This window comes from Dysgonomonas termitidis (assembly GCF_054657735.1).
Map to the genome: position 1 here is coordinate 1,851,489 of NZ_BAAHYD010000002.1, position 26,521 is coordinate 1,878,009.

A 26,521-nucleotide genomic window follows, 5' to 3' on the forward strand; every position below is an offset into this window, starting at 1 on the left:
AATGTAAAATGATAAATCGATGTCTATCAATATCTTTCCTTATATTATATTATTAATATCCCTTTTCGGATACAAGGATAATGAGTCTAAAATCGACAGGAAATCCCTGGTTAACAGAAACAACCCTTCAGTGGTAAATGTCGATACACTATCTTCCTTTACTATTGGGAACGGAGGCTTTGCCTTTACTGTAGATGCTACCGGATTGCAAACATTTCCTGATTTGTACAAAAATGGTATTCCATTGGGAACACAGTCTGATTGGGGGTGGCATAGTAAGCCTAATCTTAAAGAATTCACCTTTCAGGATATATTAAAACCGTTTGACTTTGGACGCGGCAAAGTAGAATATTATGCTATACAGAAAGATGAGTCAGCAGATTCGAAAGTAGCAGCAAACTGGTTCAGGGCAAATCCCCACCGTATACACTTGGGGAATATAGGACTAGCGTTGGATGAGGGTGTAAAAGCTTCTGAATTGAAGAATATTTCGCAACAATTAGACATGTGGGATGGAATAATAAAAAGTAGCTTTACGATCAGAGACCAGCAGTTTGATGTCAGAACAGTTTGTCATCCACAGAAAGATGCAATAGGGGTGTCTATCCATTCAAACGCCAAGCCATCTGTGAAATTCTGCTTTGCTTATCCTTCAGATAAGAATATATCCGATGGTTGCGAATGGGATAAGAACGATTTGCACCAGACTTCTATTATTCATTCGGATAAACATCAGGTTATTTTGAAACGTCAGATTGACGAAACTATCTATTATGTGACAATAAAATGGGACTATGAAGCAGACTTTTCCGAAAAGGAGAAGAATTATTTTACATTATCGTCTAAAAGCAATGATCTCCATCTGGTCTGTACATTTTCACAAAAAAGAGATGCCGGTGATTCGCTTTCATCTGACGATATACTGCAATTATCGGCTCGATACTGGAACTCCTTCTGGAATAAATCGGCCGTTGTAGATTTTTCGTTATGCAAAGATCCCTGGGCTAAAGAATTGGAACGCCGGGTGGTACTATCCCAGTATCTGCTCGCTACCCAATGTGCAGGCGGAAGCCCTCCGCAGGAAACAGGTTTGACTTATAATTCCTGGTATGGTAAATTTCATTTAGAGATGGTGTGGTGGCATCAATCGCATTTTGCCCTTTGGCAACATCCTGAATGGTTGAGCAACACGCTGAACTGGTATATAAATGTATTACCTATAGCCCGGGAAATTGCGGTTCGACAAGGCTTCGGCGGAGTAAGATGGATGAAAATGACCGACCCTTCAGGTATGGATACGCCATCGTATATTGGTCCTTTTTTAATATGGCAGCAACCTCACCCTATCTATTTATCAGAGTTATTATACAGAGCTGAGCCTTCACAAAAAATAGTTGATAAATACAAAGATATGATCCAGCAAACAGCAGAATTTATATATTCGTTTGCCAGCTATGATATAGAGAATGATTGTTACATATTGAAAGGTTATATACCTGCTCAGGAGAGATTTGACCCACGGAACACAGTGAACTCCCCGTTTGAAATGTGTTATTGGGCCGTAGGATTGGAAATAGCCCAGAAATGGCGTGAACGCTCAGGGCTCGACCGTTGTATGGAATGGGACGATCTGATTAAAAAGTTATCTCCTCTTTATTCAGAAGACGGTATTTATCCTGCGGCCGAATCGGTGGGTAAAGACTATGCCAATGAACGTTATACCACAGACCATATGAGTGTATTAGGATCTTTAGGTATAATTCCTCAATGCCATCTGGTAGATAGAAAGATCATGAGTAATACTTTGGATTGGGTCTTAAAGAATTGGAATTGGGATCAAACCTGGGGATGGGATTATCCAATGACTGCTATGACTGCTGTGCGGTTAGGGGAGGCTCAAAAGGCCATCGATATATTGTTGATGGATAAGCAAACTAACACATATTTAAATAATGGTCATAATTTTCAGAATAAAGATTTACGTGTATATTTACCGGGTAATGGAGGATTGCTTACAACCATTGCCCTAATGTGTGCGGGATGGGATGGTAATGATATTCCTAACCCGGGATTTCCCAAAGATGGAAATTGGGATGTAAGATGGGAAGGGCTGCTGCCGTTACCTTGAATCTCAGGGCCCATTTAAATTTTATTCATTCTGATTATTATAATTGTATAGGATAATTTATGAAGAAGAAGTATGGAGAGGGACGAATAAAAACTCTTCTGCCCTGACTGTAGGTGCTTATTGTAAATAACTGCTCTTCGGATCAGGTCGGAAATAAGCATTTACGAGGACACATTTCATAGAACGAGTAAAAAATTCGAAATGGATAAGAAATACATCTGAAAAGATAAGTAAAAAGACGGGAAAGGCTGTCCCACGACAAACCTGTTTTCAAATTAAAAGTCTGTTCATTTAAACTTACCACTAAATTTCTAAAAATACTAGTAAGTATTGAATCTTATATTTTAAACCTTTGACTTATAAAGCTCGAACTTTTTGTAGTATGCATTGTATTATTTACTTTATAAAACATATAAATTTGACTTTGAAATTTGTGTAATTAAAAAAAAGAACCTACTTTTGAACCCGAAAAGAAAGCAGGTTGCCAGAGGACGCTTGCGCGACAATATGAGACAGAATAAAGGTACTAAATCGGTGCCGAGTCTTTAAGTCAATTTCAGAGAATAATAATTTTTACTTATATAGCAAATATGGGTTCAAGTCCCATATTTCGCTCTTAGGCTGCTCGGATGGTGGAATGGTAGACACGCAAGACTTAAAATCTTGTGACCATTAGGTTGTGCGGGTTCAAGTCCCGCTCCGAGTACAATATCAAACGCTAATCATTGATTTATCAATTGATTAGCGTTTTTTCTTTTGTGTTTTTGGCGACTTTTTGGCGAAATATTTCAATGCAATGGAAAAGCACCCCAAAATTATTATCATTCGAGGTGCTTTCTTGCATTTAAAATAATACCATTTGGCATTTATCTCGGAACAAATATATAATTTATTTTCGATAAATATTTTAAAGGATGTATTATTTGTACACAAAACAAGCAATAGATTCAGAGATAGATTCTATTATATTGCAGTAATATTATAGAAAAGCTTATTTCAATATTCTTTAAAGCATTTATCTATATAATCTATTAGAATTGAGTGTATTTTCTCTATAAATCAGGCATATTTTTTAGTTAATTAATATACATAGTGTGCTAGTTTATCATATATTTGTAATGAATAATTTGAATGATTATGAATATAATTAGTTTAGAAGCAAGAAAACGGCTTATTGCAGAAGAAATATCAATGGTGGATGATGCATCTGTTATAGAAAAAATAGAAAAAGTTTTAAAAAGTTTCTCGCCAAAAGTAAAACGCTTTACCGTTGAGGAGCTGGAAGCCCGTATACAAAAATCAGAAAAAGATATTATGTCGGGACGAGTTCATACTACCGATGAAGTAAGAAAACATTTAGGTCTGTGAAAACAAAGGTTGTCTGGACTACTTCAGCAAGAAATGAGTTGGCACTCATTTATCAATATTTGTTGGATAATACAAGTGTATCCATTGCGTTGAACCTAATCCAGGATATTCTTGATGTATCTCAACTGGAACAGTTCCCACAATCGGGAGCTATCGAGAGCAATTTGGTAAAGGTTATAGGCGAATACCGATATTTAATAAGAGGACGTAATAACTACAAGATTATTTATCGGGTCGAAGGTGATACAGTTTATATTGTTGATATTTTTGACTGCCGGAAAGACCCTAAACAGATGAAAGAACGAATAAAGTAAGAAGAAGTTTTCTCCAACCAATAATAGTTTGTAAGCAGTTTATGTTAACCTTTTACAACTTTATTTCTGTGATGCTGTGAAAGGAGGGTGTTGTGTTATTGTACTTGTTCTATTTTTGCAATGTTTATATAACTTTATTTGATATTTATTCTTCTTCAGTTTACATATTGTCTGTGTTATAAATTGTACACAGTAAAATCAAATTTTTATTTTTGTAAAATACAGAAATAATAAAAATGGACTGCATATAATATACTGTATATTAAATAAATATGCGTTTATGCCATTTATACCCGTTCTTTGTTATTTTTACGATTGTAGTCGCTGTCCGGAGTTGCTTTTAGCTCGTGTCAGTTGCCTGTGAAGATAGCAATAACAAGAACAGCAGACAAGCGGCGGGATGGCAAAGGTGACCTGATAGTTATGTAATCCTATTCTTTACGACTTGATAAATACAGGAATTTATAGAACAGTTTTATTTTAATTATCTGTAAATCTACCTATAAATGTTTATATTCACATATATGGCGGACAAATTCAGAAATCAGCGAAAGTAGCCCTATTGTATTATTTATTTCCGGTTCTGCTGCCTGTATATAATAAGAACAAAGGAACAGATAAAAGATTTATGCAACCAAAAGTAATAATATTCTTATTAATCTGTAAGCAACCATCCTGCTATATTATATAGTTTATAGGTAGTAGCTATCTATTAGTAAACGAGTTGTAATAGGTGCAAAACTGACAGCAACAACAGCAACAACTTTACATCAACTCTATAAGTTGCAGTCTCTTTATGTCTTGAAAACCGGAACAAATAAAATTTAAACAATCCTAAACCCCAAATAAACAAAAAAGGAAGTCCACAAAATCACTTCGTTAACTTCCCAACCTTCACAAATTTTACAAAACTACATCTTTTAAACAGCATACGCAATGAAAAGTTTTTCGGAAGTTAGAATTAATATCAAAAAGATATTAAGTTATTGAAAGAGAAGTGGAAAGAATACCGGATATCCCGATATTTACAACTTACAGACTCTAACATGGTTATTATTACAAGAAATTGACAGTCTGTAAGCAATTACCCTGTAATAACAGGCAACATGTAAGCAATAAGGGTGTGAAAACAAAGATATCCACAAGAATAATAAAGCAATTTGCAACCAACGGTACATATGCCGGAAGCCGATAGTGGTAGCTTATCATCCGTCCACACAGGCTCTATTTTTGTTAAATACAGAAATAACAAAAACAAGTTGAGCCTAAATATTTGTATATCAAATTAATATCTATTTATTTCGTCTCCTGTTATTTTAACCGGTTCTGCTGTTAATGCTATGTGTTGTAAATACTCTGAGTTTATTTATGAGACTTGGTAAATTGAATAATCCTCTTTATATGAAACATAGAGATAAAGTACCTTATGCCTTATTCCCTATCAGCTGTAACAGCCTAAAATTTGTCTGTATTATCTATTGCTGTTGATACAAGCTGTATAGCATCTGGCGGAAAAGAAACCCTATATCCGTTAAGATAGTGAAAATGTACAGCGTGTGGTATATCGAACAAGAATGACGAATATTTATGACTCCCCAAAATTGGGTAGGTGTTCAGTATCAGAAAATTATCTAACGAATAGATGTTTTGAATTATCCGGGATACAGACGGCTTAATGACAGGTTACTGTACTGAATCAGAACAAGTGTTGAGAGGCTATCCAAAATTAGACTGCCCAATTATATTACAGATAATGGATATACAAAACTACCTTTAAAAATATAGTGGGTAACAAAAATAATCCGCTTATGATATTGTAGTGTTAATTTATTTATCTTTACGATTACGATTTAGAGATAAACGAAGGAAATCAGGATATGGAACTATCGGTTATACAAAGTAAGATATACGAGATAAGGGGAGTAAAAGTGATGTTGGATCGAGATTTAGCAGAGATGTACCAAGTGGAAACCAGAGTATTAAATCAAGCTGTAAAACGTAATATAGAACGGTTCCCTGACGTTTTATGTTTCAACTAACGGATGAAGAAATGAACTATTGGAAATCACAAATTGTGATGTCCAATTCTGTCAATATGGGAGTAAGGCGTAAACCATACGCTTTCTCTGAACTTGGTGTAGCAATGTTGAGTAGTGTCCTTAATTCCAAAACAGCGATACAAATAAATATAGGAATTATGCGAGCTTTTGTAGCTGTTAGACAACTTCTGGCATTTTCACCTATCAATGAAGTGAAACGATTACAAGATGAAGTAAAAGGACTTAAAGCGTATATTGAAGAAGTATTTGCAGATTATAACGATATAAATGAAGATAATCAAAAATCTTTTGATGAAATATATGTTGCATTGTCGGAATTGGCAGCAAGGCAGAATAAACAGGATGAACCCAAACCCCGGAAACCTGTGGGATATATTAAGCCGAAAGAGTAATGTTTAAATATAAATAAACGGTCTATAAATATATCCTAGGTTCTTCCCCGCAATTTATATCGGAGGTTCCCCGACTCCCTTTTTCCCGCTAGTTAGTACGAAAAAATTAAGTCCGAATTTTATGCATAAATATGCATTATGCCAATTAAAAGATTGTATATTATTGTTTTATAAATTCGGACTTGTATGAAAAAGTCCGAAAAATTAGATATAAGTCCGAATTTAAATGTGAAGCAATCGAAAAAGAAATAATCTTGACAAAGCCTAACCTACATAGAATATAATAATTGAATCTGAATCAACTTAATTCTTCCCCCTCTACATCTATTATCTTACAGGATTCGCGCCATTTCTTATTATAGGATTCAAGTATCTCGTCCAGTTCCGTTTGTGAATTAACCTTATTATCCCTGTTAAGTCCCTGTAGCTTTAAGGGATTAAGCTTATCTATAATAGCGACTAGTTTATTGATGTCTTTTTCGACAGGGATTAATTCCATAAGTTTGTTATAAGCCAGTTCACAGGCTTGCTCTGCTAAATGTGTTTGCTTCTCCTCAAAACGGATAATATTGTTTGCCCGCATGTGTTCTATACGTGTTCTATACGTGGATTTTTCTCCCGCTTCCAATATATCCTTGTAACATTTAAGCCACCTGTTTATCGTAGCCGTTCCTACACCAAATTTTGATGCGGTTTTGATACAGTTTTTCCCGTTATCCCTGTACCATGTAACAGCCTTTATTTTATCTGTTTTTGTATATGCCATACTAAAAATATATGTGGTAAATATAGTGAATTATCAAAACTTCTACCATGTTCAAATCTATTGAATATCGATCCTCTTGTTTTATCCCAGAGAGCATATTTACATCTAAATACGAAATTATTATAATGTTGTTTTAATGGATATCGATACGGTCAAAGAAATTAGTTGTATTATCTCCAGCGTATTCGAAGTTATTCAACTTGTGTACTACACCATCCCCTTTATAATAAACTTCATTTTCACCTCCCCTGGGCAGTTCTCTACCGAATTGGCTTATATCATCGATCCATAAGCCATTTTCTTTTGACAGGTTTTCAAGTTCTGTTAGCTGTTCCCGTTTGCTTCCCGCCTGGCTCGCTGTTCGTCCAACATCTTCTGCTGTTCTAACTTCTGTTCGAATGTCATCGGATTCTCTGCCCAAGCCGCTACCTGATTCAATCCTTGTTCCGTTTGTTCTTTGTGGAACTCGTTCAGGTATTCCGGGTTGTTGTTCTTGTCCATTACTTTGTTTTTTTCGGTTCTAAAGGTAACATATTTTCTTCTCCTATTAACTGTTTGGTAACACGTTGCTCGACAGGCTGACTTTATTGTATATGGAGCATTACCGAATAAGAAGTTTTTATATCAGGTTATATTTTAGCAGATTTTTAAATTAAAATTTTACATTTGCAACATGCAACAGCCCACTTTGGGAACAAAAACACTAGACGTGTTAAGAATAATGATTATATTTGCCGTGTCTGTTAGTTATAACAGGCAGACATTTTAATATAAAACAAACATAGAAAGTGTTTGGCTTATTGTTATTCATTGCGAGATCTAGTTTTAACACACTAGATTTTATGGTTGATACAGTATGGCAATGATTCCACGCTTTCTTTTCTTTATGTAATAATATTCTTTTAGGGAATCAGAGGAAAATAAACTTTGCTGTATGAAGCAATTATTCCCTGTCGGGATTATGGAGAACACTGTGCAAATACACTGGACGAAACGCCATTCAAAATCAAAAATTATTTATTTCATTATTATTGTTAGCTTAATAGCTGTATTAGTTAGCCTGCCTTTTGTCTATGTGGACGTATCCACACAAAGCAGGGGTATTATCCGTACCCCGGAGGAAAACAACAGCATCCAGTCGGCTATTTATGCTGAGGTTATCCAAACAATTATCTATGAAAATAAACAAGTAGCCAAAGGCGATACCCTGATATGGCTCCGTACTGATGAATTGGACGAGCAAATTAACAGATTGCTTGAAAAACAAATAGAAAACAGTTTATTTATCCATGACATTGACAGGTTGGTTAATGGTTCATTTTCTGCTGTTACACCTAAATACCAAACAGAAGTAGCCCAATACAGAGCAAAGTTAGCGGAACAGGATATTGCGCTATCACAGGTACAGAACGAATACGTCATATCTAAAGAATTATACGAAAAAGGAGTAGAAGCAAAATACGATTACCAGCAAACTGAAAGCCGTTACAAAACAGCCGAATCTCAAAAGGCATTAGTAAAGCAACAACAGATAAACAGTTGGCAGGCAGAAAAAACACGCCTCGAATACGAGAACAAAGACCTGAACTCCCAATTGTTGCAACTGCAAAAACGGAAAACGCAATATGTCATAACTGCTCCGGTCAGCGGTACTGTTGTACAGTACAACGGTATACAGGCAGGCAATTTCCAGCCATCAGGACAGGTTATAGCAAAAATAACGACAGCCGATTCGCTGATGACCGAATGTTATATATCGCCTGTAGATATCGGTTATATTTCAAAAGGACAAAAAGTGCAGATACAAGCCGACGCCTACAATTACCAGCAATGGGGATTGCTATCGGGAGAAGTCACTGAAGTCTTACCCGACATCGTAGAAATGAATAACCAACCTTATTTTCGTGTCAGGTGTGCAATAAATCGGAACTATCTGGAGTTACCCAACGGTTATAAAGGCTATATGAAAAAAGGCATGAACGTTACAGGCAGGTTTTACCTGACAAGGCGATCTTTGGCACAATTGTTATTTGACGAAATAGATAACTGGATGAATCCAAAAATAAAAAACGATGGGAATAAAGATTAAACAGCGTGATATAACGGATTGCGGGGCTGCATGTTTGGCATCTGTTTCAGAACATTACAAATTGAAATTGCCATTATCTCGTATCCGCCAGATAGCAGGAACAAACCAACGTGGTACAACCGTATTGGGTATGGTTGAGGCAGCCAAACAACTAGGATTTGAGGCAAAAGGTATGAAAGGTAGTGTGAATGCGTTACCGAATATCTCGCTTCCGGCAATAGCACTTGTCATTATGAAAGAAATGTATCAGCATTATGTGGTAATCTATTCTGTCTCAAAAAATAAAATAGAATATATGGATCCGGCAGACGGTGAAATGCACAGGACAGGTATTGAAGATTTTGCAAAGATATGGACTGGTGTACTTATCCTGCTTGTCCCCAGTGAAAACTTTAAACCGTCAAACGAGAAAATATCGAACCTGTCCCGCTTTTTCTTCCTTTTACGTCCACATAAGGGTACACTCCTACAATGTCTGACAGGGGCTATACTCTATACCATACTGGGCTTATCCACTTCTTTTTATATCGGTAAAATAACAGATTATGTGCTGGTAGGTGGAAACACCAACCTATTAAACCTGATGGGCGTAGGTATGTTGGTAATACTGATACTAAGATTGTTGCTTGCTGTATTCCAAAGCCTGTTTATGCTGAACACGGGACAGCAGATAGACGCCCGCCTGATATTAGGCTATTATAAGCATTTATTGAACCTTCCACAACGCTTTTTCGATACGATGCGTGTCGGGGAGATTATATCCCGTGTCAATGATGCTGTAAAAATCAGAACGTTCATTAACGATGTGGCTATCTCCTTAGTCGTTAATGTTTTTATTGTGCTGTTCTCCTTTATACTGATGTTTATATATAGCTGGAAGCTGGCTTTGGTCATGCTTATCACAATACCCCTGTATGCTGTTATCTATATTGCAATAAATAAACTGAACAAAAAGCAGGAGCGCAAAGTAATGGAAGATGCAGCCGAACTGGAGAGCCAGTTAGTTGAGTCGCTGAACTCGGTAAAGACTATTAAGCAATTCGGTATAGAGGAGTTTGCGAATATAAAAACGGAAACCCGCTTTATTAAGCTGCTCAATACAATCTACCGTTCAGGAGTTAACTCTATATTTTCTAATGAAAGCTCCGGCTTTATCAATTTCCTTTTCACTGTGATATTGTTGTGGTTCGGTTCCTATCTGGTGCTGGATAATGAACTGACAGCCGGAACACTGTTTTCGTTCTATGCAATAATAGGTTATTTTACGTCTCCTGTAGCATCACTTATTGGTGTGAACAAGACAATACAGAATGCACTGATAGCGGCAGACCGCCTTTTTGAGATAATGGACTTGGAGAGTGAAAGCGATAATGAAAAAGAAAAGATAGAGTTTACTCCGGAATTGAACGATACTATCATTTTTGACAGTATTTCATTCAGCTACGGCACACGCACCGAAGTATTCAAAGACTTTACATTAACGATACCCAAAGGAAAGATAACGGCTATCATCGGGGAAAGCGGCTCGGGAAAAACAACACTTGCTGTACTACTGCAAAAGCTATATCCCTTAAATAACGGAAAGATATATATCGGACAGCATAATACAGACTATTTCAGTACCGAAAGTATGCGTGCTCATGTAGCTACCGTTCCCCAGCAACTGGACTTGTTTTCAGGAACGATAATAGAAAATATTGCTCTGGGAGAGTTTAATCCCAATATGGAGCGTATTATAGATATTTGCAAGAATCTGGGTATTATACAATTCATAGAAAACCTCCCCAAAGGCTTTGCAACCCGTATCGGCGAGCATGGTGTCGGCTTGTCAGGCGGGGAACGGCAGAGGCTTGCCATTGCACGGGCATTGTACCGCAATCCTGAAATACTGGTACTGGATGAGGCGACTTCTTCGCTTGATTCGGTTTCGGAACATTATGTACAGCAGGCGATACTGGATTATAACAGGCAAGGAAAAACGGTTATTATTATCGCCCACCGGTTAAGTACGGTGATGTCGGCGGATAAGATTGTGATACTGGAAAAAGGAAAACTGATAGAAGAAGGAACACATATACAACTCTACAAGGAGGGTACGGTGTATTATAATATGTGGCAGAAACAGATCCCTAGTTTAATTTAGTTTGACTGGAATTCGAATAGTTATCTCATATTTTACTATATTTGTTGCCTATTTTTATAAAAGTAAAATTTAATTGGTACAAAATGATATTAATGATTATAAAACTCCTAGTAGGGTTAAGTGTGATTGTATTTATACATGAATTAGGTCACTTTTTAGCTGCGAAATTATTTAAAGTCAAGGTTGAAAAATTTTATCTGTTTTTTGATATTGGCGGTAAAAAATTATTTAGCATTAAAAAGAATGGAACAGAATTTGGTATAGGCTGGTTTCCTCTAGGGGGATATGTAAAAATGTCAGGAATGATTGATGAATCATTTGATTTAGAGGGATTAGCAAATAGTACAGATAAAGATCATGAGTTTAGGTATAAACCTGCTTGGCAAAGGTTAATCATTTTATCGGCTGGTGTTATTCTTAATTTTATTTTAGGTATCGGGTTAATTACAGGTCTAACCTTAAATCAAGAATTTATACCTAATGATGAACTAAAGAATGGTATTTATGCTTATCAAGCAGGCGAAAATCTAGGCTTTCAGTCGGGTGATAAAATCTTAAAATTAAACAATCATAATATAGATAATTATTCATCTATTTCACCTTTAGATTTTTATAAAGGCACTTTTCTAGTAGAACGAAATAATCAAATAGTTGAAATAGACCTCACTGGTAAGGTGTCTTTTATGGATGCCGTCAGAAAGAAATTTATCTCGCCGATGAACTTTCTTCCAATAATTGAAAATGTTCAATCTGGTTCTTTAGCTGAAAGAATAAATATGCAAAAAAAAGATTTAATTCTTAAACTGGACACAATCCAGATAACTTCTATTGCTGAATTTCAAGAAAAGCTGCAAAATATTAATAGAAACGATTCAATATTGATTGAATATGAAAGTGGAAGTATTGTAAAACAAGCAAAAGTTTCTTTACAAAATGAGGCTTATTTAGGTATTATATTCAGTGTCCCTATAAAATATCAAAAGTATTCGTTTTTTTCTGCTCTTATTAGTGGTTGTAAATCTTCATTTGAATTATTATACACTAATGTTATTAGTTTGAAATTGATCTTTACAGGAGAAGTTAGTACAAAAAGTGTATCCGGCCCAATCGGTATAGCAAAGATATACGGGGATGATACTAGCATAGAACGTTTTATAAATATAACCGCTATGCTGTCTTTAGTGATAGGTTTTATGAATATTTTACCAATACCTGGATTAGATGGAGGACATATACTCATTATTTTATTTGAAACTATCACACGTAGAAAATTGTCGGAAAAAGTTCAAACTGTAATTCTTACTATAGGAATGGTTCTAATTTTAGGATTAATGCTGTTTGCTATAATTAATGATATTGTGAATTTAATATAATTACCATACTACTTAATACTTAACATTATGAATTTTAATAATTTTCCCAATATTTTTTTATTTGTATTGCTTGTACTATTTCCACCTTTAGGTATTTATATTTTTATTAAGAAATACAAAAATTATTCTATTTTTAGCAAAATCTTAACTTCTGTCTTTTTTTGTTTATTATCAGTTGGATTTTATATTTTTATTTTTAACTTTGAAAAATAATCTACATTTTGTTTAATTTATCACAAAATTATGATAAAATGTAGCTAAGAATAGGGAAGATGTCGAAAATCCTTAAAAGAGTAGACACAATAATGTAATTTTTATCACCATGAAAGTTGAAAAATTAAATGAATCAGCAGTAGAACTGACTGAATTAACTCAAAAAGAAATGAGAGAGTTAGAAGGAGGACATTGGTTTATAGATTATTTAATGAATGGATGGGGTTGGGATGTAACAGGCTGGACTGCGGATTCGAGACCTAACGAAATTTGGGCGTAAAATTTCTTAGCTAATTATATCAAAAATATACACTGCAATTGACCCCAAAAGTGGAAGTATATAGAAGGTTGGATTCAAGTAAAATCCAACCTTTTTCTTTATCCCACAGGATATAATTTTCATTTCCAGTTTATTTAGTGTAGTATTCGGTATTATTCAGGCATTTCTCAAAATTGTACCATGTTGTGTTGATGGTTGCTTTCACAAGATATCAGATTATTATGATATAATGGCAACTATGATAAGTGGAATTATTATCTATATAATATTAAAAAATTGCCATGTACATTTTTTGCTAAATAATAGACATAAATGCACTTAAAATACTCAATAAAGGAACGTTCACCTTTTTATTTAGTTGCTTTTACATTAATCTGCTCATTGATTATTAATTTAATATACATCTTCTTCCTGCATATCGTCAGGGCAACCCTCGTATGTTTTTATAATCGTCAATGCCGGAACATAATGATTGGCATGCAGGTAATTAATATCGTCCTGCGTAAAAAAGCCCCGTTGTAATATCTGTAACAACATTATTTTTGCCTCCCTGTCTAAAGGCTTGTTTATATCTTTATTCTTCATCGTCAATATTTTTTGTAAGTTCTGCAATAATTATATTTAATTGTTCATCTGATAAGGTGTCGAGGTCGATTTTAGCCTCAACGCTCTGCATCTTGGGCACTGCATAAGATAACAGCTTCTCAAATATCATTACCCGTTGATGAGGCTCCAATGCCTGCAAGTCCTTTGCAAATTGTTTCCTGTTATCATTCAACAATTCATTTATCCACGTCCTTAAATCAGATGTTACTTTATTGGGCGTTCCCTTTGCCCGCCCGCCTGTCTTTTGTGTCCCTTTTGCCCTCATATACCGTTTCTATTTTATTCTACTTTAGATATGAATATTATATTTACCCTAATTATTGATCACCTCCAAATCCAGTTTATCAATTAATAGTGTCAATACAGGGTTTAACTTCTGCATTCCGGCTAATCGTATTCCGGCTTCAGAGAGCTGTCTCTCCGGTTTTTCTTTGGCTGCTGTCCTTAGCCTGTTGTCAATGAGGTAATCGCCTATATCGTACCCCCGTTCTTTTTGCTCACCGGAGCATTCATCCTCCAACATGGTGGATACATGGATGTCATACCCCTGCGACCTTGCCTCATCAGCTATCTGCGTCCATTTCTCAAAGGCTTTTCCTGTGGCTGATGTATCGGGGAACAGGATAATACATCTGTCCCGGAGAGGCTTTAATTTATCAATGTTGAGCCAACCGAGTGCCCCGGCAGCCATCCATAAGTATTCAGGCATTGCGCCGGATGCTATGACCGCCGATTTTTCACTCTCGCATATGCATACAACTTTACCTTTGTTCCTTTCCGAGCGGATGAGGTGCAGCCCGAACAGGCACATCCGCAAATTGTAACCGCCGGGAAGTTCGCCTTTCTTCTTTAGTATGCTGTGCATCCAGTTAACCGCCCCCGGTTCGTCCTTTATCCTGTTTCCTGTTTCGGGATTGTATTTCTGTATCTTTGCCGTCCTGCATTTCCCTTGTTCGTCAATTTGTGGGAATATGACTGCCCTGTTTTTCGTGCAGCCTATAAAATAGGGGTCGGTAATATCCTTTATCGTTTCCCAATCAAACAGGCAGAATAAGAAGTTTACAAAGTCGCTGTTCCGGTTCTTGCAACCGTCAAAAATGTACTTCATAGGGATAGTCCCTATTGGTTGAGGAGTTACCATTTTGACAGGCTTGGGCTTCCTGCCTTTCCATGCCGGAGGGTTCAAATCTCTGTCCGCCGGATTATCAGCAAAGTATTCTTTAGGCGTGTAATGATACCCACAGCTATCCTCACGGTCACACCTTCCTGCCGTTTGATATAAGGGTTTGTTTGCCTCATCGACATAGTGGACAAACGAACGCTTTCCGCATGCCGGGCATTCGTGTTTTTGACTTTTATTTATATATTTCTCTAATTTATACATCGTTATCTGTTTTTTGAATGAAAAAATATTTTCTTTTTCCTGCGTCACGTGCGTCACATGTATCACACATTAGGCTTATCCTGTGACGTTCGTGACATTCGTGACGATGAAAACAAACTTTATTTTTTTGCATAAACTATTATTCCGTTTCTTGTTTTTTCGGTCGTAAAACCCAACATCTTTATCCTTTCCGATACACTCCTTATACTACAGACCTTATATCCATTCTCTACGGCGTACATTTTATAGCCGTCGTATATCGTTTTCAATAATACATTCGGGTTTCCATTGGTCTGGGTATAGTTTTCTTCATCAATGAACATAGCCACGTTATCCGATTCTTTACGGTAAGTATCGATTTGGTCTTTAACCAATGCCGATTGCGTAAATTTCTTCTGTTGCAGTATGCGCTCCAATCCGTCCAGTATCCAGTTGAAAACCCCGCTTAACTCTGTATCTATAATCTTTTTTGCCAGTTCCGGGTCTTGTTCATGTTCGGGTATGGTTTCCGAAAATGGGATAATAATGAAGCGCCTGAAAAAAGCGTTCGTTTGTTCCACTTCTTTAGGCAGTTCGTTGCAGTTAAACATCAGCTTCCCATACTCCCGCATTATAAAAGGCTTTCCATATATCTGTCTTGCCTCGACAGGTTCACCGGACACTAATTGTTTAAATATGGACGCTTCGAGCTTTCCGTTTATCTCACTCGCATAATTAAGCAACTTGTTCGATAGCTCGGCTCTTTGGTAACTGTCATACTTCGTCAGGTTCTGTAATGAATATGAACAAATATTCTCGTCTCCCAATATTGCGTTAACGATTTCGAAGAATACGCTTTTTCCGTTTGCCCCGCTGCCATAGAGGATTAAAGCCTTCTCCAGTTTCAGGCTGTTCACAAAGATGTATCCCAGATATTCAGCCAGTACCTTTCTGCAATCCTCGTCTTTCAATACACGGTTGAGGTATTTATCAAAAAGAGGGCATTCCGCATTGGCGTCATATTCAAAAGGTAATTGGTATTTCAAAAAGTCTTTCCTGTCCGGTTCTCTCAACACCTGCCGTTTGTCGGTTATTTCAAACGTGCCGTTAAGCAGGTTAACCAATACTGTGCGCTTAATTTCGAGTGTAGGCAGATTGGAAACCGAAAGGAATTGTTTGTATAGTTCATCCCTAAACAGATGGTATTTAGCTTCCAGTTCCGGCACACCCATTTTCATGGCAGCTTCCGCGAGGAACGGCTTAAAATCATCTGCGCTTATTGCCTGCCAGTATTTGGAGTTAAACACATAGATAAAGCCGTCCTTAGTACATAGCCCCCACTTGTTGGCTACCGCTATATCCAGTATATTGTCTATAGCAATAACAACATATAGTTTCCGTGATATTTTCTCGTCTGTGTCCAATCCGGCTTTTTCCCGGAAGTCAACCCGTTTTATCTGGTTCAGCAAACCGGACAGCACGCTTTGACAGGGCTTGCCTTTATTCGTTACTTTGCGTTGTTCGTTTGCTGACAAGACCAGATTTGAGATATGGGCTCTCAGGCCGTCTATTGTACCTGTCATCCCGTGCCTCCTTTCTTTATATATCCGTCATTCATGGCTGACAGGTATAGTCTGTATCCATAAGCTGCATCCCGACACTTCAGTATGAAAATAACCTTATCTATATAACCGGAAAGACAAAGACTGTCTGTCCGGATGGAGATGTATTTGCCTGATAAAAGTAATCGCCTAGCCTGTCGGATAACCGGGGAAATACGATTACCTTTGTTTTGATAATAAAGCCTTTGCCCCGTCGGAACGGGGCTTTTTGGCTTTAATTGAGTTGACTTCGTTTTCATAGCTTATCTTTCCAAAATTTTTTTTACATCACTCATTCGGTAACGGCGTTTACCTCCTATCTCTATAGGTATAAGATAGCTCTGCTTACGCCAACGCCACAGTGTGCTTTTATCCACATTAAGGATTTTTGCTACTTGTTCAATGCTCGGATAAGTTTCCGTATTAGCATCGGTGATTTGCTGCTCTAATTCCCTGCGGGTTTTATTTACGCAATAGTCGATTGCTTCGATTAGTTGTCCGGCATTGATGGTGATGTTCAGGCTTGTATTGTCATTTAATAAATCATATAAATTCATTTAATTAAAATTTACAATTTTGTCAGCGTTCTGGGGGTACTAATCCCGCCCACCTCGAAAGGTTAAGTACATTTCTTTCGTTTTTGACAATGTAAAATTATGGAGACAATACACAGCAAAGCAATCTTTTGCACTCCTCTATACTCTCTGACAACTAATGAGGAATAAAAACAACTAGATACAAAAAAAGGTGCAATGATTTACATTGCACCTTTTTTTTCTATAATTATCTATTAAATAGTTATTTAACAGCTTGCAGTATATCTTTTGTCGGTTTTATGTCTATTTCGGATAGTCCATTATTATTTGAGTTTAAAAATTTGTTCAATCCTGAATCTGTACCGGAAAAACTAAATTCCTTTCGCATTGTGTCGTAAAGGTTATTTTTACTACCATAGATAAGATATGATAAATCTGTTAAGGCTTTTATCGTAATTGCTACAGTTTTACATGTTTTACCGTCTAATAATTCATGTAACTTTTTCATTAAAGCATTTTTATTTTCATGATGTAAATAATCAGCGAAATTTTGTTGAGGCTTACCAATATCGTATTTAGTTTGTTCTGGCTTTGTTTGCAGTGCTTCATCTCTTTGATCTGGTTCAACCTGTTTTTGAGCTTTATTTAACTCTAATGCAAATTGCTTTTGAGTTTCAGTATTTGGGAACATATACCGATCCAAAAGCATTATCATAAAAACAGTATGGTTGTCGATAAATAATTTTAGACATTCAACAAATATAGTCGGGGTTTTTAATATTTGGCGTTTTGTATGGTATTTTTCGAAAAAATAACTTATACATTCATCCGGCTTTTCTTCGTGATGTTGTTCTATTCTCCGCAAATCATTTATAATCTGTATAGGTGTATATTGACTATAAATATTCTTGTTTGGAGGATAATCTCTGGGCGTATGTCTGATTGCAAAATAAATAGTTCTCAATCTGGTATTTTTTATAATTTCGCTTTCTTTAGTATATTCATCTATCGCAAGTGGGTTTGAAAGGCTATTTACATACTCAAAATAATTCCGCACATATTCTTTTATCTGGTTTACTTCCACATCCGAAACAAACTCAAATATGGCTTCCGACTGTTTTACCCACTGTTCTTCTTTGGTTTTGTATTGGTCATAGAATTCACGTTCCAAATCACGCTTGAATACATCGGCATCGTTTTTATGTTCGGTTTTGTATTTGTTCAATCTGGCTTGTAAGTAGCTGGAATAGATTGCTTGCGTATTGGTTCCCCAATGTTTTATCAGCCATGCGACAAAACCGCAGGCTAAGACAGGCAATTTTTTTTCCTCTTCCTTTTTAAGTAAATGAATATGGCAATCTTTGTCCATTTCACAAAATCTATACAAACAGGTATTATCGAAATCCTGAAACTGTCCCGATTTACCATTTACCCAATTATTACTAATCGTACCGGATTTAATAAAATCAATGAATTGCTTTTCTTCTTTTTCATTTTCTATTTGAATACACTTGTCAAGCCAATTAAAATATTCATTCATACATTGGTTCAGTTTCCTATTATCGTTAAAATCGAAAAATTCGGAAATAGTTGCTTTGTCCCATTTGGTTTGCTCTACAATTTTAAACTCGTTTAAAAGTTGCAACTTTATTTGTTTATCTATTTTATTTTTATAGGGATAATTGTCCTTTCGCCATTGTTCAACACGTTTTCGGTATTCATTTTCGGTATATTCTTCATATAGTTTAGATAAATCCTTTCCCCAATTTTCCAAAACGTATTCCCCAAAGCCGGATACAATAATTTCGTTATTTTGAGGATGGTAATATATTCCATCACTTCTTTCAGGCGTTTGTACAAATCTCAATCCTTTCCCATCCTTTCCCCTGTCCGGATTCATCAGCTTCATGTAGCAACCACTCCATGAATCATAGTCGAAAGGTATAAAATACCCTGTTTTACCATTTTCCCATACACGTTCGGGTGTATAGGTATCATTTACATCATCTGGAGTTTTATACATCCGGCTATCATTATTCGCCCGCAATTGAAAGACATCTTCAATTTCATCTTCTTCTTTGTTGAAGTTATAAAATAGGTTTTTATAACAATATATTGGTTTGACAAGATTAAGAGAGTTAAGAGGATTGATAGAGTTGATCCAATCAACAGGGTTACTTACGTTTTTTAATATCCGGTTAGAAATTTCTTCAAGTTTCTCTTTGGGTAAGTCTTTCAAAGGAATACGGTTATTCTGGTTTGTATTATCATTCTTTTCCATAATCATTCCAACATTTTTACAAGTTCGTTTTTCATTTCTTCGTCAATATCCCTATATCGGGCAAAAGCTTTACTACCCTCTTTATGTCCGGATAACGCTCCTACTAAGTTTGGGTCTTTTACTTGCTTGTAAAGATTTCCGACAAATGCACGTCTTGCAAGATGTGATGAGGCTACTTTATTAATAGGACGTTTTTCTTCTTCCCGTGTGGTTGGATTAATAATAGTCACAATCCTTGTGATATCCGCTAAAGTAAAAATCTTTTTAATAGCCTTATTATACTTTTGTTCACTGATAAATGGTAGTATTCTACCTTCCGGATCATTGCCATTATAGCGGTTTAGTATCTCTTTAGCTGTTTCTGTTAGAGGAACTCGTACGGGTATAGGTCTTTCGTCCTTGGTCTTTCTTGGAACATACTCAATAGCTCCACGAATGATATGCTCGTTTTTCATTCGGTACAAATCTGATACCCGGCAACCAATTAGACATTGAAAAACAAAAATATCCCGTTGTATAGCTAATTGTGGTTGATGTGATAAATCCGTATTATAGATTGTATTTCTTTCGTCAATGGTAATGTAATAAGGAGTACCGAATACATCAGGTTTACTTTCATAGTTTTTAAATGGTTTATTCGTCATTTTATTGTTGTCATAACACCAATTAAAAAAAGCCCGGAGTTTATTAAACAAAGCATTAATTGTGTTTTGTCCACGAGGTTGAGGTTTTACGGTTTTTCTGTTTGTTCCGACAATAGCCGGAAACTTATCATACAGAGATTGAAATTTGTCATACAAAGTATGTTCATTTCGCAAGAAACTTTCAAAATCTTCTATCGTATCAGAAGTAATGTTATCGAGTTCTAATTTATATGCTCGTTTTTCTTTTATTCCGACTAACATTTCATAACGTTGTAATGCCCGGCACAATACCATGTAGTTTTTTTCCCGGACATCGGATAATTTTCGTTTTTGAAGAAATTCATCAAACGCATCAAAGAACGAAAGCTTTGTATTTAATTCTGTGTTTGTAATAATATATTTTTCTGGGAAATTGAACTTGTCAATGATAAACTTTAACCAATCAGGTTCAATGCTATTCTTATCTGCATTATTGAAGGTTGTTTGTATAATAGATATAAGAGTATTCAGTTTCTCGCTATGAGAAGTAAGGTAGGTTTTAATTTGTTTATTTTCTTCATTCATTAACCGGAAGTTGGGAATGATGATTTGTTGGGCTTTATCATCCCAATATTCGGCGGGGATAAAAAGATTTGTTTTCCCTCGTTGGTTTATACGCCCGTGTGAAAACCGGATTAAAATTTCTTGTTGTTTGTTTGAATCTGCTTTTGTAGAAAGAGAAAGATAAATTGTTGCCATAGTGATTATTATTTAAATGCAATACAAATATATAATGATTATTTATTTTTGGCGACTTTTTGGCGAGATAAATTCAATTAAATGCAAATTAATGAAATTCTGTGCAACTATTTCTTTATATGTAATTTGTTTATTTTCATCGTTTTATTGTTTATTTAAGGCTATTGTTATAGGAATGCAAAAAGGGTAATATTGTATTGTTTTACTCCCGCTCCGAGTACATAAGGGGACTTAACAGATTTTTCGCTGTTAAGTCCCTTTTCTTTTCCCAAGTAATTCGCTGTATTATTGTGTTTTACATTAAAGAAGTTGTTGATTGAAAGAGGTTCAATATGGTTATTTTCTTTGTTATATATAATTCCTTCAGGAAATATTAGATTTTGTAATCGTTGTTTGTCTCCTAATTCTATTTCTTCCCACATTTTCAATGGGTTATATATCATGTTAATAGCATATTTTAAGTAAGTATTGAGGTTCAATATGGAATTTTCATGTTTGTCAATTTCGTTTTCAATCTCTACTATTTTCTTTTCAGTATCTTCTATATTGTTCCACAAAATATCTTTCTTTTTGGGATGTATTTCAAGTGCCCAATTATTTTCCATTGTCTTTAATTGGGCTCTCAGTTTGGACACTTGTGTTTTCATCTGTTGAGCACTTGATTTATCTTGTTTTGTCAAATTATTAAATAGTTTATGTAACTGTTTTTCAAATACATCTTTTGATATATTATTAATTGAAAAATTAGATAAATAACTGTTGAATACTTCGTGTACTTTTATAACTTGATTATTGAATTTACATCCTTTCCGAGAACAAACATAATAATATACTTCCCTATTATATTTTCTCTTCATTTTGGTAGATATGGATGCAGTAACATTGAAACCACAGCAAGGACATTTTAAAGTACCTAAGAGTGTTGCCCATTGTTTTTCTTTCTTCTGTTCATATCCACCTTTATACCTTAGATTAAGCATCTCATTCGCCTTTAAAAACGTTTCTTCTGATATGATAAGAGGATGATTACCATCAACCACTTCACCATTTAAGAAGTTATGTATCATCTTTCCACAATAGAATGGATTTTTCAATACTTCTGATAGCTTTTGCTTTGTGATATGATAGCCCAGTTTATCTAAACGTTGGATTATCTCTTGGTTGGTTAATTTTTCGTCTGCTTTCCAATGAAAGGCTTTTTTTATGAATTTACCTTCTTCATTAATCGTAATTGTCTGCTGCTTTTTTGTCGTTTTTTGGTCATATCCTCTTGGAGCTTTACCAATCCAACGCCCTTCTAAAAGTCTTGCTCTACCTAAATCTTTTGTTTGCTGGCTTTTCATTTCATTATCAAAAGCTGCATTCGCCAATTCAATACGTTGGTTGAACTTTCCTGATGGTGTCTTTGGATTGTAGTTACTTGTTGCCGACAATACAATTACACCCATGTTTTCAAGGTCTTCAAGAACAACAGTACTACCTGTGCGACTAAATCGAGAAGTAGACCATACAATGGCATATTTTATATTTAACTTTTTGTTTCTTTTTATAAAGGTCAACATTCTGTTAAATTCTTTTCTTTCTTTATCTGTTTTAGCACTTTCAAAAACACCACCAAAAGGTTCCGTTATAATATTTAGATTATATCTTTCTGCATACCTTTTACAGGATTCAAGTTGATGTCCAAGACTTTGGTTATCTTCTTGTTCTTTCGTTGATACACGATTATAAATAACAGCATTTCCTGGTGTTATATCTGATGTGCTTGCACTATCTCCTTTCGCAAAACTTTTAAACAATTCTTTATTCATAATTAATACTTCTTACTTCTTTATTTTTATAGGCATTGTATGCCATTGATGACAACATGAATACTGTGTCTATAATTTCTGTTGCTTCTTCTTCTGTTATATTCTCATATCCCTCAATTTTTTGTAATTCTTGATATGTGAGTTTTGTTTCTTCATCATTTTCGCACATTGGTAATTCGATTTACCATAGTGGCATAAACCACCTTATTTTTCGGCTTGTATGTGTACGTGCTACAAGCAAGCATTATGATTTACCATAGACAAAACGCCTCAAAGTGCGTTCTAAATCAGTCTACATTCTTGGATAAATCCCTTATATATCATTACATACATTTTCTTTTAAATCATTATTCTTATCATTACCAATACCTAACACAAATAAAAAAAACAGCAATACAAATCCCCATCCAACGTTTCCATTGAGGGCAGATTATTCATAATGCTGTTTTTTTGATTATATTAACAAATATACCTTTTTTGTTTTTCATTCCCAAATGGATTTTCAAATTTTTGTGAAAATTTTTTCTGGAATTTTTTAAAAGCCTATTGGAAAATCCAGTGAGCGTTGCCCCCTCGTGCCAAATCTAAATTGACCCCTGAAAAAACTTTATGATTACCCCTAAATTATCCTGGTCGACGGGGTCATTTTTATTTTAGATTTACTTGTTTTTGTCTACCTTCATTTTTCTCACACTCTCACCGGTAAGTTCTATCTGATGCGCCGAGTGGACGATGCGGTCAAGAATGGCATCAGCGACTGTTGGTTCTCCTATTGCATCATACCAGTTGGCAACCGGTAATTGTGAGGTCACAATGATAGATTTGCGCTCATGACGATCTTCGATGATGTCAAGCAATATTGAACGTTCTTTAGCGTCAAGAGGAACAAGAAAGAGATCATCAAGTATAAGTAACTGACATCGTTCTATTTTCTTGAGTTCGGCCTCGAAGATCCCCTTTGTCTTTGCAACTTTTAGCGCTCCCATAAGTTTGGATGCATTGGCATAGTTAGTTCGTATTCCGTTCTTACACGCCTGATACCCAATGGCTGTTGCAATATAACTTTTGCCGGTTCCGGATGAACCGGTAATGAACAGATTCTTTCCTTGACGGATAAAGTCAAGCGACGAGAGCCGTTCTATATGGTTGCGGTCGAGACTTCGATTGATGGTATAGTCTATATTCTCAAGATAAGCCTTGTATCGAAAGCCGGCCCCTCGAATCAGGCGTTGTATGGAGGCATCCGAACGATAGTCCCATTCACGAGCCAATAGTAATGAGAGGAAGCCGTCAGCAGTCATAGACTCGGCAACGGTGGACTGCAGGCTTTCCTTAAAGGCGGCAGCCATACCATGCAGCTTCATACGGTTCATCAGATCCAGAGAAATGATATTTTGGTCTTTCTCCTGAGTAACGGGTGCGGTTTTATTATTTGTTTCCATTGTTGTTGTTAGTTTTTGTTGTTGATTTTGAGAAGTATTCACGTCCACGGATGTTCTTGTGGTGCGGAAGTGATAAGTTGGTGTCCGAGTCCTGATCAGCCTGTGGCAGAAAGTCTGCATCATCGCCCCGGTTCAGGATACCGATAACATCTTGATATCCGTAAACGCGCATCAATGAAGCACAGGCGCATGCCGCCACAAGCCTGTCCTGTCCGAAGGTCTTTTCCAAGGCTAGGATACCTCTGCATGAGCGGAAGGCCTGAGGCATATATTTCTTCTGCGATGCTACATCCTTGAGATAAAGCAAGACGATATTATCTATCTGAGTAGCTCGTTCAAAAACCTCGTCCAGATCCTTTTCGTAGCTACCATGCCTACCGGGAAGATTGTGTGCCTCCTTCCGAGTGTAGCCATAGGGAGTGTCATCACGCTGGTGGGTTGTTACCAGCCGCAGGCCATAGAAGATATCGAGAGTATCAGCATCGTAAACAATATCGACACGCTTGCCTACATATTCCTTTGGCACGCTGTAATGATGCTTCTTGAGAGTTACATAGCTATTACGCATCACGGTCACAGATTTGCGTTCCTTCATCTGATACCGCACAGAGGGTAAAGTTCGTAGATAGTCTTTTTCTACCTCTTCAAACAACTGCCTGCGAGACTGATTGCGTCCGGTAAGTTTTCTCTCGTTGAAACGACTTAGAGATTGGATAATGCAGGCATTGAGTGATTCCAAATCATGGAACATCAGACCTTCGAGATCGGTATAAACAGACTTGTACATCAGTTTTACAGCGTTCTCTACAAGGGCTTTGTCTTTTGGGTGCCTGACACGTGCCGGATATACACTACAACCATAATGCTCGGCAAAAGCGGCAAAGTCTTCGTTAATAACCGGCTCATTGCGATTGCTCCGAGTTACCGCCGACTTCAAATTGTCAGGGACGATTGCAAAGGGCACACCCTCATAGAAGTGTAGTGCATTCTCACATGCTTTTATAAGGTCTTCTTTCTTCTGCGACCAGACTGCCTCACAGTAGGTATAGTGGCTACAAGGAAGGATGGCTACAAAAACTTCAACGGATCTGACTTCGCCTGTTTGCTCATCAACAACCTCTAGACGGTCGCCCGCAAAATCAATATACAGCTGGTCTGCGGCGTAATGCTCAACGTGACCCACCGGACGTGATACAAGCCGATAACGTTGTATGTACGCGCCGAAACTTGCATGACGGAATCCACCCGGATGCTCTCGCCGGTACTCTTCATACAAAGATTTTACTGTCACTCCTTTGCGTGTAAGTCTTGCGGCATACTCAGGTAAGAGCGCCTCCAGTTCCAACTGACGCACTGAAGGGGTACGTTCCCTCTCACCGCTGCTTCCAAACATCTCCTCAAGGCGCTTCGCCGGCATGGACTGAAGCTGCTCCATTGGCATACCACTCTCTTGAAACAAACGCACATACTTGCGCACTGTGTTACGGGATAGCTCAAAGGTCGCGCTGATACCTTTTATACCCATCCCCATTGCATAGCAATGAAGAATGTTTGCTAATTTTGTTGTCATAGTAATTTTAGTTTTAACCCATCGACCAGGAGGGTAAATCTAAATTACATAAAAATCCCCTGTTGGTTTATATTCCGACAGGGGACATTTTTATTTTGGCGAAAAGGGTCAAACATATTTTGGTACATGGGGTCAATTTAGACTGGCACGAGGGGGCAACGCTCACTGGATTTTCCAATAGTAAACGCTATGGTTCCCTCACATAATTCTACTTCTGCAAATTCCGGGGAAATTGAAACAGGAATTTCCCCTATAAAGCTTTTATCTTCATTTATTGGGATTTCGAATGTATTTGTTGTGCCTGTTATTAAGTTGGGGGTGTAAATAGAGATATTTTGGAGAGATTGTTGTAAATTCTTCCTCAAATTAATAATCTTTCCAGAGATTGTAGCGATACCCATCTCTAACTTAGGATTATATGTATCATCTTTGCCTTGTTGAGCAGAAATATATGGGGTAAAAGTTATACTGAAGATAAAATAAAAGATATAGAAAGTCATTCTATTATTCATGAACTACAAAGATTAGAGTTGATCTTGATATTTTTTATAAATATAATAATAAAACTTAATAGATAATATCTTTACGAAAATTTAATCCCTCTCTGATTAAAATATTCCTAGCCAAAATCTATTGAAAATGGCATCTCTGGGCTATTGGAACGGTTCGTCAGGTTCCTCGGGTCTTGGGTTAGTGGAGGAGGGACAAGTGAAGAAGACTGTATGTCTCAGGTTATGTACTGGGGACTGACCGGGCAAGGAACATCTGTTGGTAATATGTCTCGCAAGTCATGGTAAAACTTG

At 36.4% G+C, this 26,521-nt stretch carries 23 protein-coding genes, 1 tRNA gene and 1 pseudogene; 9 read left to right on the forward strand and 16 right to left on the reverse strand.

Features of this window, described 5'->3' with window-relative positions; all coding sequences use genetic code 11:
• Positions 1–19: 19 nt before the first annotated feature.
• The 5 genes and pseudogenes from ACYQ3L_RS11825 (at position 20) to ACYQ3L_RS11845 (ending at position 6,262) form a co-directional block, all read left to right on the forward strand.
• Positions 20–2,128, forward strand: a complete 2,109-nt coding sequence (locus tag ACYQ3L_RS11825; RefSeq protein ID WP_380000353.1) for a hypothetical protein — start codon at positions 20–22, stop codon at positions 2,126–2,128.
• A 623-nt stretch (positions 2,129–2,751) separates the two neighbouring features.
• Positions 2,752–2,834, forward strand: a tRNA-Leu gene (locus tag ACYQ3L_RS11830).
• A gap of 431 nt (positions 2,835–3,265) precedes the next feature.
• Positions 3,266–3,496: a hypothetical protein gene (locus ACYQ3L_RS11835; protein ID WP_380000355.1), complete on the forward strand. Its 231-nt coding sequence runs from the start codon at positions 3,266–3,268 to the stop codon at positions 3,494–3,496.
• Positions 3,493–3,810: a type II toxin-antitoxin system RelE/ParE family toxin gene (locus tag ACYQ3L_RS11840; protein WP_380000357.1), complete on the forward strand. Its 318-nt coding sequence runs from the start codon at positions 3,493–3,495 to the stop codon at positions 3,808–3,810. The genes ACYQ3L_RS11835 and ACYQ3L_RS11840 overlap by 4 nt, the downstream gene beginning before the upstream one ends.
• A gap of 1,877 nt (positions 3,811–5,687) precedes the next feature.
• Positions 5,688–6,262 (forward strand): annotated as a pseudogene (locus ACYQ3L_RS11845) (ORF6N domain-containing protein).
• 298 nt (positions 6,263–6,560) lie between these two features.
• Here the strand turns inward: ACYQ3L_RS11845 and ACYQ3L_RS11850 are convergent.
• The 3 genes from ACYQ3L_RS11850 to ACYQ3L_RS11860 form a co-directional block, all read right to left on the reverse strand.
• Complete coding sequence (locus ACYQ3L_RS11850) at positions 6,561–7,028, reverse strand: hypothetical protein (RefSeq protein WP_380000359.1); 468 nt, start codon at positions 7,026–7,028, stop codon at positions 6,561–6,563.
• Between the two features lie 133 nt (positions 7,029–7,161).
• Positions 7,162–7,428 (reverse strand): putative polyvalent protein kinase domain-containing protein, encoded by a 267-nt coding sequence (locus ACYQ3L_RS11855; RefSeq protein ID WP_380000397.1) that lies wholly within the window; start codon positions 7,426–7,428, stop codon positions 7,162–7,164.
• Positions 7,353–7,529 carry a hypothetical protein gene (locus tag ACYQ3L_RS11860; protein ID WP_380000361.1) on the reverse strand — a complete coding sequence of 59 codons (177 nt, stop codon included), beginning with the start codon at positions 7,527–7,529 and terminating at the stop codon, positions 7,353–7,355. Before ACYQ3L_RS11860 ends, ACYQ3L_RS11855 begins: the two co-directional genes overlap by 76 nt.
• Positions 7,530–7,962: 433 nt before the next feature.
• Here ACYQ3L_RS11860 and ACYQ3L_RS11865 point away from each other — a divergent pair, with 433 nt between their 5' ends.
• The 4 genes from ACYQ3L_RS11865 (at position 7,963) to ACYQ3L_RS11880 (ending at position 13,126) form a co-directional block, all read left to right on the forward strand.
• Positions 7,963–9,117 carry an HlyD family secretion protein gene (locus ACYQ3L_RS11865; protein ID WP_380000363.1) on the forward strand — a complete coding sequence of 385 codons (1,155 nt, stop codon included), beginning with the start codon at positions 7,963–7,965 and terminating at the stop codon, positions 9,115–9,117.
• Entirely contained in the window at positions 9,101–11,260 is a 2,160-nt protein-coding gene (locus ACYQ3L_RS11870; RefSeq protein WP_380000365.1) for a peptidase domain-containing ABC transporter, read from the forward strand. The genes ACYQ3L_RS11865 and ACYQ3L_RS11870 overlap by 17 nt, the downstream gene beginning before the upstream one ends.
• Positions 11,261–11,352: 92 nt before the next feature.
• Positions 11,353–12,633, forward strand: a complete 1,281-nt coding sequence (gene rseP, locus ACYQ3L_RS11875) for an RIP metalloprotease RseP (protein WP_380000367.1) — start codon at positions 11,353–11,355, stop codon at positions 12,631–12,633.
• A gap of 322 nt (positions 12,634–12,955) precedes the next feature.
• Positions 12,956–13,126, forward strand: coding sequence for a hypothetical protein (locus ACYQ3L_RS11880; protein WP_380000369.1), 171 nt, complete (start codon positions 12,956–12,958; stop codon positions 13,124–13,126).
• A 393-nt stretch (positions 13,127–13,519) separates the two neighbouring features.
• Here the strand turns inward: ACYQ3L_RS11880 and ACYQ3L_RS11885 are convergent, their stop codons facing one another.
• The 13 genes from ACYQ3L_RS11885 to ACYQ3L_RS11945 form a co-directional block, all read right to left on the reverse strand.
• The gene (locus tag ACYQ3L_RS11885) at positions 13,520–13,711 is read right to left on the reverse strand and encodes a hypothetical protein (RefSeq protein ID WP_380000371.1); all 192 of its coding nucleotides are present in this window, start codon (positions 13,709–13,711) and stop codon (positions 13,520–13,522) included.
• Positions 13,701–13,997, reverse strand: a complete 297-nt coding sequence (locus ACYQ3L_RS11890; protein ID WP_380000374.1) for a hypothetical protein — start codon at positions 13,995–13,997, stop codon at positions 13,701–13,703. Before ACYQ3L_RS11890 ends, ACYQ3L_RS11885 begins: the two co-directional genes overlap by 11 nt.
• Before the next feature lie 48 nt (positions 13,998–14,045).
• Positions 14,046–15,116, reverse strand: a complete 1,071-nt coding sequence (locus ACYQ3L_RS11895; RefSeq protein WP_380000376.1) for a DUF6371 domain-containing protein — start codon at positions 15,114–15,116, stop codon at positions 14,046–14,048.
• A 119-nt stretch (positions 15,117–15,235) separates the two neighbouring features.
• Positions 15,236–16,678 carry a DNA primase family protein gene (locus ACYQ3L_RS11900; protein WP_380000379.1) on the reverse strand — a complete coding sequence of 481 codons (1,443 nt, stop codon included), beginning with the start codon at positions 16,676–16,678 and terminating at the stop codon, positions 15,236–15,238.
• Positions 16,675–16,956, reverse strand: a complete 282-nt coding sequence (locus tag ACYQ3L_RS11905) for a hypothetical protein (RefSeq protein WP_380000381.1) — start codon at positions 16,954–16,956, stop codon at positions 16,675–16,677. Before ACYQ3L_RS11905 ends, ACYQ3L_RS11900 begins: the two co-directional genes overlap by 4 nt.
• Positions 16,957–16,959: 3 nt before the next feature.
• A complete protein-coding gene (locus tag ACYQ3L_RS11910; RefSeq protein WP_380000383.1) occupies positions 16,960–17,253 on the reverse strand; it encodes a helix-turn-helix domain-containing protein in 294 nt (97 codons plus the stop codon).
• A 241-nt stretch (positions 17,254–17,494) separates the two neighbouring features.
• Entirely contained in the window at positions 17,495–19,513 is a 2,019-nt protein-coding gene (locus tag ACYQ3L_RS11915) for a hypothetical protein (protein WP_380000386.1), read from the reverse strand.
• Positions 19,514–19,515: 2 nt separating this feature from the next.
• The gene (locus ACYQ3L_RS11920) at positions 19,516–20,895 is read right to left on the reverse strand and encodes a site-specific integrase (RefSeq protein ID WP_380000389.1); all 1,380 of its coding nucleotides are present in this window, start codon (positions 20,893–20,895) and stop codon (positions 19,516–19,518) included.
• Positions 20,896–21,062: 167 nt separating this feature from the next.
• Entirely contained in the window at positions 21,063–22,706 is a 1,644-nt protein-coding gene (locus ACYQ3L_RS11925; RefSeq protein WP_380000391.1) for a recombinase family protein, read from the reverse strand.
• Positions 22,699–22,875: a hypothetical protein gene (locus tag ACYQ3L_RS11930; RefSeq protein ID WP_380000393.1), complete on the reverse strand. Its 177-nt coding sequence runs from the start codon at positions 22,873–22,875 to the stop codon at positions 22,699–22,701. The genes ACYQ3L_RS11925 and ACYQ3L_RS11930 overlap by 8 nt, the downstream gene beginning before the upstream one ends.
• A gap of 490 nt (positions 22,876–23,365) precedes the next feature.
• A complete protein-coding gene (gene istB, locus ACYQ3L_RS11935) occupies positions 23,366–24,148 on the reverse strand; it encodes an IS21-like element helper ATPase IstB (RefSeq protein ID WP_459952321.1) in 783 nt (260 codons plus the stop codon).
• Entirely contained in the window at positions 24,135–25,718 is a 1,584-nt protein-coding gene (gene istA, locus ACYQ3L_RS11940) for an IS21 family transposase (protein WP_380002093.1), read from the reverse strand. Before istA ends, istB begins: the two co-directional genes overlap by 14 nt.
• A gap of 137 nt (positions 25,719–25,855) precedes the next feature.
• On the reverse strand, positions 25,856–26,230 hold the full coding sequence (locus ACYQ3L_RS11945; protein WP_379999154.1) for a hypothetical protein: 375 nt from the start codon (positions 26,228–26,230) through the stop codon (positions 25,856–25,858).
• Positions 26,231–26,521: the final 291 nt, after the last annotated feature.